Origin of the sequence: Chromobacterium subtsugae (assembly GCF_035919665.1) — a bacterium.
Taxonomy (GTDB): domain Bacteria; phylum Pseudomonadota; class Gammaproteobacteria; order Burkholderiales; family Chromobacteriaceae; genus Chromobacterium; species Chromobacterium subtsugae.
Window position 1 is genome coordinate 4,721,248 of the sequence record NZ_CP142381.1, and the last position, 10,989, is coordinate 4,732,236.

The following is a 10,989-nucleotide window of genomic DNA, read 5'->3' on the forward strand; positions in this document are numbered from 1 at the left end:
CCAGACAAGCCGGCGCGCACAAGCCGCGCCGCCTCTGCCACAATGGGCGGATCTCCACCGCAGGTCCGCGCCATGCCCGCCTCTTCCGCCGAACGCTCCGAGCTGTTCCGCGCCGACGACCTCGGCGCGCTGGAATGCCTGGACGCGCAATACGCCGAGCGGACCTTCCCGCCCCACTTCCATGAACAATTCGTCGTCAACACGCTGACCCTGGGCGCGCAGTCCTACCGCCACCGCGGCGGCCTGCACCGCGCCGGCGTCGGCGCGCTGGTGCTGATCAACCCCGGCGAAGTGCACACCGGCGAGACCGCGCACGAAAACGGCTGGGCCTACCGCGGCTTCTATCCCGGCGTCGACATGATGGGCCGGCTGGCCGCCGACCTGAACGGCAAGGCCGGCCTGCCCTATTTCCGCGACACCGTCGTCGTCGACCCCGGCCTCGCGCGCCGGCTGGACAGCCTGCACCTGCTGCTGCGCGACAGCCGCGACGCCTTGCGGCGCGAATCGGCGCTGGCCGCGGTGTTCAGCGAGGTGTTGGTCAAATACATGCGGCTGCGCCCGGACGAGCCGGCATCCGCCCCCGGCCCCGTGGAAACCGTCAGGCAAATGCTGGCCGACGATCCCGCCGCCAACCACTCGCTGCAGCAGCTGGCGGCGGCGGTCGGCTTGTCGCCGTGGCAATTGTGCCGCCTGTTCAAGCGCGAGACCGGCCTGCCGCCGGTGGCCTGGCGCAACCAGCTGCGGGTGGCGCGCGCCCGCAAGCTGCTGGCGGCCGGCATGCGGCCCGGCGCGGCGGCGCTGGAACTGGGCTTCGCCGACCAGCCGCACCTGACCCGCGCGTTTCAGCAGACGCTGGGCGTCACGCCGGCCGCCTATCAGAAGGCCGTGGGCGCGCGCCCCCGCTGAGCCGCCCGCAAAATCGTTCAAGACAGGCAGGGCGGCCTGCTCCATCATCAGGAACAAAGGGCCGATGTCCGGCCCCGCCGCACGCAGGATTCATCCATGCCTTCCTTATCCGACCGCCGCCGCTGGCTGCTGGACGGCGCGCGCGACACCATCCCGATGATGGTGGGTGCGGCGCCGTTCGGCGTGATCTTCGGCACCCTGGCCATCGCCGCCGGACTGTCGCCCGCCGCCACGGCGGCGATGTCGCTACTGGTCTTCGCCGGTTCCTCGCAGTTCATCGCCGTCAGCCTGGTTTCCGCCGGCGCCGCCCTGCCGGTGATCTGGCTGACCACCTTCGTCGTCAACCTGCGCCACGCGCTGTACAGCGCCACGCTGCTGCCCTACGCGCGGCCATGGCCGCTGGCCTGGCGCTGGCCGCTGGCGTTCTGGCTCACCGACGAGACCTTCGCCGTGGTGGAGCACCGCTTCCGCAGCCTGGGCGCGGACGGCGGCCAGTGGTATTGGCTGGGATCGTCGCTGTCGATGTATCTGAACTGGCAGCTATGGACGCTGGCCGGCGTGGCGCTGGGGCGCTCGGTGCCGGGGCTGGACCAATTGGGGCTGGATTTCGCGATGGTGGCCACCTTCGCCGCCATCGTCGCGCCGCAGCTGAAGAAGCGGCCGACGCTGGCCGCGGCGCTGGCGGCCGGCGCGGTGGCGCTGCTGGCGCGCGGCCTGCCCTACAAGCTGGACCTGATGCTGGCGGCGCTGGCCGGCGTCGCCGCCGGCATGCTGCTGGAACGCGGACAGAAACGGGAGGCGGCATGAACTCATGGCAACACTGGGCGGCCATCATCGGCATGCTGGCCGCCACGCTGGCGATACGCGCCAGCTTCCTGGTCTTCGGCCAGCGGCTGGCCTTTCCCGGCTGGCTGAACCGCGCGCTGCACTACGTGCCGGCGGCGGTGCTGTCGGCGCTGGTGGCGCCGATGGCGCTGGCGCCCGCCGGAACCATAGACCTGTCCTGGCATAACGCCTATCTGGCCGGCACCATCGTCGCCATCGCCGTGGCCTGGAAAAACGGCAAAACGCTGCTGGCCATCGTGGTCAGCTTCGCCGTCTACGGCGCGCTGCGCTGGCTGCTATAGGTTGTAGGCCAACACCAGGCCTATCAGCAGCGGCGCCAGCCAGCGGCAGGCGACGCGCATCAGCAGCGCAGCCGGCGCGGACAGCCGCAGCTCGTCCCGCACCGCCGGCCACGCCACGCGCCCGGCGAACAAGGCGGTGCCGATGCAGCCCAGCGGCAACAGCACATTGGACGCGGCGTAGTCCATCAGCTCGAAGGCGTTGCGGCCGAACAGCCTGCAATCCGCCAGCGGGCCGAACGACAGCGCCGCCGGCACGCCGGCCAGAAAGGCCAGCGCGGTCACCGCCAGCGTCGCCTGGCGCCGGCCGACGCCGAACTCGTCTATCGGCAGGATGGCCACCACCTCCAGCAGCGATACCGCCGAAGTCAGCGCCGCCATCAGCAGCAGCGCGAAGAAAGCGGTGGCGAACAGCTGGCCGTAGGGCAGGTGGTTGAACACCACCGGCATCACCATATAAGTCAGGCCCGGACCGGCCTGCGGATTCAGGCCGAAGGCGTAGATGGCGGGGAAGATCATCAAACCGGCCAGCACCGAGGTCAGCGCGGTCAGGCCGGTCACCCATAGCGCGGAATTGCCGAGCCTGGTGCCCGGCCCGAGGTAGGAGCCGTAGGCCAGCATGCAGCCGGCGCCCACCGACAGCGAGAAGCAAGCCAGGCCCAGCGCCTCCACCAGCATGCCCGGCGTCAGCCGGGCGAAATCCGGCCGGAACAACGCTTCCACCCCTGCCATCGCGCCGGGCAGGGTCAAGGCGCGGGCGATCAGGCCCAGCATCAGCAGGAACAGCAAGGGCATCAGCAGCTTGCCCATGCGTTCGATGCCTTTTTGCACGCCGCCCGCCACCACCAACAGCGTCAGGCCGGCGAACAGCGCGTGGGTCAGCAGCGCCTCGGCCGGATTGCCGACGTACTGGCCGAACAAGGCGCCCAGCGCGCCGACGTCATCGCTCATCACCCGGCCGTCCAGCGCGCGCAGCAGATAGCCCAGCGTCCAGCCGCCGACTACGCTGTAGAAGGAAAATATCAGGAAGCAGCACAGCACGCCGCCGTAGCCCAGCAGCTTCCAGCGCGGCGATCCCAGCCGGGCGAACGCGCCCACCGCGCCGCAGCCGGCGGCGCGGCCCAGCGCCAGCTCGGCCTGCAGCAGGGCCAGCCCCATGGTGAAGGTAAAAGCCAGATACACCAGCAGAAACGCGCCGCCGCCGTTCATGGCGGTGACGTAGGGAAACTTCCAGATGGAACCGAGGCCCACCGTGGCGCCGGCCGAAGCCAGAATGAAACCGAGGCGGGAACCCCATTGCGTGCGCGGCATGACAACTCCTGAGTCAGAACAGTTTGCCGCCGCACGGGGTGAAAAGCTGGATACAACAAGGCCGCCCATGACGGCGGCCCGGAAAGCGGATACGAACACTCCTGGCGCGCCGGCTTAGCCGCGCCACCACCAATTTCGGCTTTGGAGTGAAATAATCTGCTTCATGATGGTTCAAGCATGCCGGTTTGCGCCCCCAGGCGTCAAGTCCGGCATGCGCGCTCAGACGTTTTCGCCAACCAGCCTGCCATCGGCCGGCCCGGCTTTCTTCAGGCGGAAGCCCAGCCACAACAGGCCCAGCCACAGCGGCAGCACGTAGACCGACACCGCCATCCCCGGCGTGAACAGCAAGATGCCCAGGATCATGATCATGAAGGCCAGGCAGAGCCAGTTGGCCGCCGGGAACCAGATCGACGGGAACACCAGCGCCAGGCCGGCCTTGGCGCGGCGGAACTTCAAGTGCGTCAGGCTGATCATCGCCCAGTTGGTCACCAGCGCCGCCACCACCAGCGACATCAGGATGCCGAAAGCCTGGCCCGGCAACAGGTAGTTGAGGATCACGCAGGCGAAGGTGGCGATCGCCGACACCAGCGTCGCGTTGACCGGCACGCCGCGCTTGTCCAGCTTTTTCAGGCCGGCCGGCGCGTTGCCCTGCTCCGCCAGGCTGAACAGCATGCGGCTGGTGGCGTAGACGCCGCTGTTGTACACCGACAGCGCCGCGGTCAACACCACGAAGTTCAGCGCGTGGGCGGTGAAGCCGGCGCCGATCTGCTCGAAGATCATCACGAAGGGGCTGCCGCCGGCGGCCACCTTGCTCCACGGGTACAGCGACAGCAACACCACCAGCGAGCCGATGTAGAAGATCAGGATGCGGTAGATCACCTGGTTGACGGCTTTGGGGATGGTCTTCTGCGGATCGGACGCCTCGGCCGCGGTCATGCCGATCAGCTCCAGGCCGCCGAAGGAGAACATGATCACCGCCATCATCATGAACAGGCCATTGACGCCGTGCGGGAAGAAACCGCCATCGTTCCACAGATTGCTGACCGAAGCCTGCGGACCGCCGGTGCCCGACAGCAGCAGGTAGCCGCCGAAGACGATCATCGCGATCACCGCCGCCACCTTGATCAGCGCGAACCAGAACTCGGACTCGCCGTAGGATTTGACGTTCGCGAGGTTGATGCCGTTGATCGCGACGAAGCAGACCAGCGCGGTGGTCCAGGTCGGCACATTCGGCCACCAGTAGCGCACGTACTCGCCCACCGCGGTCAGTTCGGCCATGCCGACCAGCACGTACAGCACCCAGTAGTTCCAGCCGGACAGGAAGCCGGCGAACTTGCCCCAGTAACGGTAGGCGAAATGGCTGAACGAGCCGGCTACCGGCTCTTCGGCCACCATCTCGCCCAACTGGCGCATGATCAGAAAGGCGATGAAGCCGGCGATGGCGTAGCCGAGGATCATCGACGGGCCAGCCGACTTCAGCACGCTGGCCGAGCCGAGGAACAGGCCGGTGCCGACCGCGCCGCCTAGCGCGATCAGCTGGATGTGGCGGTTTTTCAGCTCTCGCTTCAAACCGGTTTGGGTTTCGCTCACGGTGAATTCTCCTTGTGGGGTGGGCGGCAAGCTAGGCCACCCTGACAGGTGCTCCGCCATCTAACCATCCGGCGCGGCTGGCCGTCAAACCCTTGGATACAATATATATGCCCAAAACATGCCATTCGATTGCATTTTAAAAATAAAATTCTCTTATATTGGCAATATCAAACCATAAATTGCCAAAACCACCCCATCAAGCTGCAAATTTCCACCCTAGCCCGATCCGGCGCGGCACGAACGTTCGGTTACCTGCTGTGACAAATGGCGAACACAGCGCCGGAAACTGTCTGTCAACATGCAGTGTCTGAGCAGCAAGTGGCGCTTCGTTCGCCATATCAGGGAGATAACAATGAAACAACCGATATTGATCGCCAGCATTCTGGGCGGCGGCATCGCGCTCGGCGCCATCGGGGTAGCCGGCATCCAGGCCTTGAAACCGGCGGCGCCGGCCACTCCGGCCACGGTCATCCCGGCCAGCGCGCCGCTGGCCGCGGCATCCGCGCCGGCCGTGCAGGCGCTGGCGCCCAGCGCCGCCTCCGCCGTGGTGGCGCAAGCCGCGCCGAAAGCGGCCGCGCCCGCCGCCGCCGCTGCTCCGGCCCCGGCGCCCAGGCCGAAGCCGGTTCACGCCAGCTATGCCAAGGTGCTGGGCGTCACGCCGATCAAGCAGACCGTCAGCGAGCCCAAGCAGGTCTGCCATCAGGAGCAAGTGGCGCATCAGGCGCCGGTGCAGGACAACAACCGCATCGCCGGCTCGGTGATCGGCGGCGTGGTCGGCGGCCTGCTCGGCAACCAGGTGGGCGGCGGCAACGGCAAGAAGGCCGCCACCGTGATCGGCGCGCTGGCCGGCGGCCTGGCCGGCAACAAGGTGCAGGAAGGCATGCAGCAGCGCGATCAGGTGACCAGCACCCAGACCATCTGCAACACCGAAAACGTAGACAAGGAAAAAGTGGTCGGCTACGACGTCCGCTACTCGCTGGACGGCAAAACCGCCACGGTGCGGATGGATGAGAAGCCGGAGGGCAAGACCCTGCCAGCGAAAGACGGCAAGCTGCTGATGTGAGCGCCGGGCGCCAGCCCCATGCGAAAGGCCCGGAAAACCGGGCCTTTTTGCCGCGCGCCGCTCAAGCGGCCTGACGCTGCGCCTGCAGCCGCGCGCGCTGGCGCGAAGCCGCCTCTTCCGCCGCCTCCGGCGGACCGAACAGCGCCAGCCAGCGGTCGCGCCAGTTATCGGCGCGCCATGCCTCGGCCAGCATGTCGCGCCATTCCGCCACGCTGACCCATAGCGGGTTGAAGCTGTTCACCGGCTTCACGGTGCCGTAGTCGCACGGTTCGCTGTCCAGCTCCTCGGCATAAGTGCCGAACAGGCGGTCCCACACCACCAGCACGCCGGCGTAGTTGTGATCGATGTAGCGCGGATTCTTGGCATGGTGGCTGCGGTGGATCGACGGGGTGTTGAACACGTACTCCAGCCAGCCCAGCTTGGGCACCGCCTGGGTATGGACGAAAAACTGGAAAGCCAGGTTGAGCAGCACCACCGCCACCACTTGCTCGGGCGGAAAGCCCACCCAGGCCAAGGGTAGCCAGAACGCCCACATGCCCGCCAACGGGTACATCAGGCTCTGACGGAAAGCGGTGGTGAAATTCATCCGGGTGGAACTGTGGTGGACGCTGTGCGCCGCCCACAGCCAGCGCACGCGGTGGCTGACGCGGTGGAACCAGTAATAGAGGAAATCCTGCCCCAGGAACAACAGGAAGAAGCTCAGCCAGCTATCGGAAAACTGGAACAGGCGGTGATGTTGGTAGATCCAGCCGTACAGGGGCAGCACCAACAGCCAGGCCAGCTTGTCGGCGCCCTGGTGCAACAGGCCCAGCGCGGCGCAGCAGAGCGAGTCGCGCAGATCATACAAGCCGATGCGGCCGCCGCGCCGCAGCAGCCACAGCTCGCCGGCGACGAACAACAGGAATACCGGCACCAGCGCCAGCAGGATCAACTCAACCGGAAACTTCATCGACGCCCCCTCAAACGAGCAAACACTCGATTGGAGTTTAGGCTCTAAGCCTGCCCGGCTGTCAACTGCGGACGCCGGCCATGGCGGCTCCGCCGCCGCCATGTGGCAATAAAACCATAGGCGGGCTAGTCGCGGCGCGCCATCAGCGCCGCCAGCGAAGCGTCGCGGTCGGCCCAGACGCGGGCCACGCTGTGGCGACAGCCCAAGCGCTGCAGGTATTCGCCGCAACCGGACAGCCGCAGCGTCATGTCCTCGCTGAGGAAAGTCTGGCTCAAGCGCGCCACCACCGGCAGGATGCCGGCGGCGCTGAGGTCGGCGAAGCTGAAATCCTCCCCGGCGAGCCAAGGACGGCACTGCGCCAGCTTGGCCACCGCGCCGATGCCGCGCGCCAGCGCCTGGCGGATCTCCTCGCATTTCTCCGGCTCCGGCCGGGTGCCTTTCAGCATGTGGCGGATCAGCGGGCTGGCCGGCAGCATCACGTACAACTCAAGCATCGCGGTCAGCTCGCGCGCCAGCGCGCGGCTGTTGGGCGTCGGCGGCAGCAGCGAGGCGGTGGGATAGGCATCCTCCAGCCACTCCAGGATCACCGTGGATTCGGCCAGCGGGTGGCCATTGATCTCGACGAAGGGAATCTTGCCCATCGGGCTCTTTTCCAGCAGCTCGTCCTCTTGCGAGGGCGTCGTCACCACTTCCTGGAAATTGACGCCCTTCTCCAGCAAGGCGATCTTCACCTTGTTGTAATAAGGCGATAGCGGAATACCGTGAAGTTTGATCATGCCGACTCCAATAGCGATGTGTTCGTAAGCGCCGATGCGGGCGAGGCATCGGCGCGCGGCCTACATCATCCAGCCTATTCCCTTATTTAGCCAGCGCCAGGCTCTTTTGCTGCAGCAATTGGCGAATCTGCGGCAGCATCTGCTGCGCCGCCTTCTCGCCTTCCAGAATGGCCTGGTTGCGCGCTTCGAATTCGGCCGAGCCGATGTTCAGCACGTTCGGGTGGATCACCACGTCGGCCTGCTTCAGCTCCTGCGTCAGCGCCGGGCCGTTCATGATGCTCAGGCTCTGGTCCAGCATCGACAGGAAGCCGGTGGCGCGGCCGGGCTTGGGACGGCCGGTGATGTCGACGGCGATGACGAACTGCGCGCCCATTTCGCGGGCGGCGCTGACCGGCACCGGGCTGACCAGGCCGCCGTCGACATAGCTCTTGCCGCCGATCTTCACCGGCAGGAACACATTGGGGATGCTGGCCGAGGCGCGCACCGCCTGGCCGGTGTTGCCGGTGCGGAACACTACCCGGCGGCCGGAATCCAGCTCGGTGGCCACCGCGGCGAAAGGTTTGCCCAGTTTTTCCAGCGGCCGGTTGCCCACCTGGGCGTTGATCCAGTTCTGCAGCTTCTCGCCCTTGAGCACGCCCTTGGTCGACAGCGTCCAGTCGGTCAGATCGGCCTGGTCCAGCGCGATGGCGCGCTGCTGCAGCTGCATGCCGGTGAGGCCGGAGGCGTACAGGCTGCCCACCACGCTGCCGGCGCTGGTGCCAACGATGATGTCCGGCGTGATGCCGGCCCCTTCCAGCACCTTGATCACGCCGATGTGGGCGAAGCCCTTCACCGCGCCGCCGCCCAGCGCCAGCGCGATCCTGGGCTTGGGCAAGGGTTTGGCCACGGCGGCGCTCTCCGGCGGCGTGGCGGTCATGCAGGCGGACAACAGGGAGGCGATCCCGGCCAGCAGCGCGGGACGTAGAATGCTCTTGCTAATCATGATTCCATCAGTCTTTCAGACATCGACGGCCGCCATGGCCGCCCCAATGGGCGCGGGATCCAGCATCACGTAATTCAGATGCCGCGCGCCCTCCAATTCAAAATGGGTCTCGCCGTGCAGCGCCATGCCGACGCGGCGGTAAAACGCGATCGCGCGCGCGTTGCCGTGCCACACGCGCAGCCACAGCCGCGGCTGGCCGGGCTGCGCCAGCGCCCATTGCCGCGCCGCGTCCATCAGCCGCCGGCCCAGGCCATGCCCGGTATGGCTCTCCACCAGATAGACCCGCTCCGCTTCCAGCGACGGGGCATCGCAGCCCTCGCAGGCTGCGTCCAGTTTCAGCTGCGCGTAACCCAGCAGATGGCCGTCTTTCTCCATCACCAGCAGCTGACGCGCCGGATCGGCGATCAGGGCCGCCATCTTTTCCGGCGTGAATTCCGTCAGCACGTAGTCGGCCAACGCCTGGCGGATGCCGTCGAACGCATAGGTGCTCAGCCACACCTGGATCGACAGGGCGGCCAAACTCGCCGCGTCTTCGCGGCAGGCATTGCGGATGTCCACACGCATGCAGCCTTCTCCCGTGCGCGCCGCTGGTTGCCGCTCAATCGGCGCGCGGCGCTTTCTTGACGAATTCGATCACCTGGCGGCCGTCGTCGGTCATCTTGGCCACCTTCTTGCCGCTGCCTTTCCAGGCGTGGCCGTACACCACTTCGTAGCTGGCCGGCAGCTTGCCGTCGCGGCGGTGCTTTTCATAGGCTTCTTCCACCTTGCGCCAGGCCGCCTTGCCCATCAGGCCGCGGCCGCGGCCAGCGGTGGCGTTGTGCGCGCCTATCGCCTTCAGGTCGCGCATCGCGCCTTTGGCGTCGTCGTAGGTCAATACGATCTTTTCCATGTCCATCACCGGCTCGGCGAAGCCGGCGCGCATCAGCGCGTCGCCGATGTCGTGCATGTCGATGAACTGGTTGACGTGGGTGGCGGCGTCGACGCCGGCGAAGGCGCCGCGCAGCTCGTGCAGCGTGTCCGGACCCAGCGTGGAGAACATCAGCAGGCCATCGGGCTTCAGCACCCGGCGCAGCTCGGCGAACATCTTGTCCGGCACGTTGATCCACTGGATGGTCAGGTTGGACCAGATCATGTCGACGCTGTCGTCGGCCAGCGGCAGCCGCTCGATGTCGGCCACTACCTGCCACGGCAGGCTGGGCTTGAACAGCTTTTTCAACAGGCCGTCGCCGGCGCGGCCGCGCTCGCGCGAGGCCAGCAGCATCGCATGCGCCAGGTCCAGCTCCAGCACCCGCGCCTGCGGGTAGCGGCCGCGCAATTGCGCGGCGCCGTAGCCGGTGCCGGCGCCGGCGTCGAGAATCACCGCCGGCTGATGCTTGATGTACTCCAGCCGCTCGGCCATCCGGTCGGACACCTCGCGCTGCAGCACCGCCGCCGAATCGTAGCTGGCCGCGGCCTTTTCGAACGAGGCGCGCACCCGCGCCTTGTCGGTATAAAACGCTTCACTCATGCCTGGGCTTCCAGATGCTGGGCAAGCGCGCGCACGAAATCCTGTTCATGCGACAGGAAGGGCGCGTGCGAGGCTTGCGGGAATTCGTAAAGGACGGCGTCGGGCAATGCCTCAGCCAACCAGCGGCCGGCGCCTATCGGGGTGATGGCGTCGCGCGCGCCGCAGAACAGCGCCGCCGGGCAGCGGATGCGGCCGGCCAGCGAACGGGCGTCGGCCTCCAGCAACAGCTGCAGCGCCGGCAGCAGGCCTTGCGGCCGGCCATGGGAAAACAGCTCGCCGCGCAAGGACTTCAGGGTGTCGCGCGCCGCCGGCGCGCCCATCATCTGCAGCGCGAGGAAGCGCTCCAGCGTCTGCTCGAAAGCGCCGTCCAGGCTGGCGGCCACCGCTTCGATAGCCTTGCGCTCCTGCGCGTGCGGCCAGGTTTCGTCGCGGACGAAGCGCGGGCTGGTCGACACCAGCGCCAGGCTCTTCACCCGTTCGGGATGGCGCGCCGCCCAGTGCTGGGCGATCAGGCCGCCCAGCGACCAGCCCACCACCTGCACGGGCAGCGGGAAATGGGACGCGACCAAGTCGGCCACCGCGTCGGCGTCGAAACCGGCCAGCGCCGGCGACGCGCCATGGCCGGGCAGATCCACCAGATGGACGCAGAAACGCCCCGCCAGATGTTCGGCCACCCGGGCGAATACGCCGCCGTGCAGCCCCCAGCCGTGCAACATGACCACGTCCGGCCCCTGGCCCAGCGTTTCAACAAACAGATTCATGGACAGACAAATGAGGCAAA

General features: G+C 67.2%; 12 protein-coding genes. 4 read left to right on the top strand and 8 right to left on the bottom strand.

Features of this window, described 5'->3' with window-relative positions; all coding sequences use genetic code 11:
- The first annotated feature begins 72 nt into the window (after positions 1–72).
- From U6115_RS22565 to U6115_RS22575, 3 genes are all read left to right on the top strand, one after another.
- Positions 73–906 carry a helix-turn-helix domain-containing protein gene (locus tag U6115_RS22565; RefSeq protein WP_043571727.1) on the top strand — a complete coding sequence of 278 codons (834 nt, stop codon included), beginning with the start codon at positions 73–75 and terminating at the stop codon, positions 904–906.
- A 96-nt stretch (positions 907–1,002) separates the two neighbouring features.
- Positions 1,003–1,713, top strand: coding sequence for an AzlC family ABC transporter permease (locus tag U6115_RS22570; RefSeq protein WP_043571722.1), 711 nt, complete (start codon positions 1,003–1,005; stop codon positions 1,711–1,713).
- Positions 1,710–2,033 (top strand): AzlD domain-containing protein, encoded by a 324-nt coding sequence (locus U6115_RS22575; protein ID WP_043571720.1) that lies wholly within the window; start codon positions 1,710–1,712, stop codon positions 2,031–2,033. The genes U6115_RS22570 and U6115_RS22575 overlap by 4 nt, the downstream gene beginning before the upstream one ends.
- On the opposite strand, the gene U6115_RS22580 is transcribed toward U6115_RS22575, so the two are convergent.
- Together U6115_RS22580 and U6115_RS22585 are read right to left on the bottom strand one after the other, a co-directional pair.
- Complete coding sequence (locus tag U6115_RS22580; protein ID WP_043571718.1) at positions 2,028–3,341, bottom strand: sodium-dependent transporter; 1,314 nt, start codon at positions 3,339–3,341, stop codon at positions 2,028–2,030. The genes U6115_RS22575 and U6115_RS22580 overlap by 6 nt on opposite strands.
- Positions 3,342–3,560: 219 nt before the next feature.
- Positions 3,561–4,931: an amino acid permease gene (locus U6115_RS22585; RefSeq protein WP_043571717.1), complete on the bottom strand. Its 1,371-nt coding sequence runs from the start codon at positions 4,929–4,931 to the stop codon at positions 3,561–3,563.
- Between the two features lie 352 nt (positions 4,932–5,283).
- Between U6115_RS22585 and U6115_RS22590 the strand changes: the two genes are divergently transcribed.
- Entirely contained in the window at positions 5,284–5,994 is a 711-nt protein-coding gene (locus U6115_RS22590) for a glycine zipper 2TM domain-containing protein (RefSeq protein ID WP_052877897.1), read from the top strand.
- Positions 5,995–6,055: 61 nt separating this feature from the next.
- Here U6115_RS22590 and U6115_RS22595 read toward each other — a convergent pair whose 3' ends face one another.
- The 6 genes from U6115_RS22595 to bioH all read right to left on the bottom strand — a co-directional run bounded on the left by U6115_RS22595 (position 6,056) and on the right by bioH (position 10,969).
- Positions 6,056–6,943, bottom strand: coding sequence for a sterol desaturase family protein (locus U6115_RS22595; RefSeq protein WP_043571715.1), 888 nt, complete (start codon positions 6,941–6,943; stop codon positions 6,056–6,058).
- Between the two features lie 125 nt (positions 6,944–7,068).
- The gene (locus U6115_RS22600; protein ID WP_043571712.1) at positions 7,069–7,719 is read right to left on the bottom strand and encodes a glutathione S-transferase; all 651 of its coding nucleotides are present in this window, start codon (positions 7,717–7,719) and stop codon (positions 7,069–7,071) included.
- Between the two features lie 82 nt (positions 7,720–7,801).
- Positions 7,802–8,701, bottom strand: coding sequence for a patatin-like phospholipase family protein (locus tag U6115_RS22605; RefSeq protein WP_099049597.1), 900 nt, complete (start codon positions 8,699–8,701; stop codon positions 7,802–7,804).
- Positions 8,702–8,716: 15 nt separating this feature from the next.
- Entirely contained in the window at positions 8,717–9,265 is a 549-nt protein-coding gene (locus tag U6115_RS22610) for a GNAT family N-acetyltransferase (protein ID WP_047237946.1), read from the bottom strand.
- A gap of 34 nt (positions 9,266–9,299) precedes the next feature.
- A complete protein-coding gene (gene bioC / locus U6115_RS22615) occupies positions 9,300–10,208 on the bottom strand; it encodes a malonyl-ACP O-methyltransferase BioC (RefSeq protein ID WP_043571708.1) in 909 nt (302 codons plus the stop codon).
- Entirely contained in the window at positions 10,205–10,969 is a 765-nt protein-coding gene (gene bioH / locus U6115_RS22620) for a pimeloyl-ACP methyl ester esterase BioH (RefSeq protein WP_043571706.1), read from the bottom strand. Before bioH ends, bioC begins: the two co-directional genes overlap by 4 nt.
- Between the last annotated feature and the right edge of the window lie 20 nt (positions 10,970–10,989).

Coding starts and splice junctions, on each gene's coding strand:
- U6115_RS22565 (WP_043571727.1), top strand. CDS start 73: ATGCCCGCCTCTTCCGCCGAACGCTCCGAGCTGTTCCGCGCCGACGAC.
- U6115_RS22570 (WP_043571722.1), top strand. CDS start 1,003: ATGCCTTCCTTATCCGACCGCCGCCGCTGGCTGCTGGACGGCGCGCGC.
- U6115_RS22575 (WP_043571720.1), top strand. CDS start 1,710: ATGAACTCATGGCAACACTGGGCGGCCATCATCGGCATGCTGGCCGCC.
- U6115_RS22580 (WP_043571718.1), bottom strand. CDS start 3,341: ATGCCGCGCACGCAATGGGGTTCCCGCCTCGGTTTCATTCTGGCTTCG.
- U6115_RS22590 (WP_052877897.1), top strand. CDS start 5,284: ATGAAACAACCGATATTGATCGCCAGCATTCTGGGCGGCGGCATCGCG.
- U6115_RS22595 (WP_043571715.1), bottom strand. CDS start 6,943: ATGAAGTTTCCGGTTGAGTTGATCCTGCTGGCGCTGGTGCCGGTATTC.
- U6115_RS22600 (WP_043571712.1), bottom strand. CDS start 7,719: ATGATCAAACTTCACGGTATTCCGCTATCGCCTTATTACAACAAGGTG.
- U6115_RS22605 (WP_099049597.1), bottom strand. CDS start 8,701: ATGATTAGCAAGAGCATTCTACGTCCCGCGCTGCTGGCCGGGATCGCC.
- U6115_RS22610 (WP_047237946.1), bottom strand. CDS start 9,265: ATGCGTGTGGACATCCGCAATGCCTGCCGCGAAGACGCGGCGAGTTTG.
- bioC (WP_043571708.1), bottom strand. CDS start 10,208: ATGAGTGAAGCGTTTTATACCGACAAGGCGCGGGTGCGCGCCTCGTTC.
- bioH (WP_043571706.1), bottom strand. CDS start 10,969: ATGAATCTGTTTGTTGAAACGCTGGGCCAGGGGCCGGACGTGGTCATG.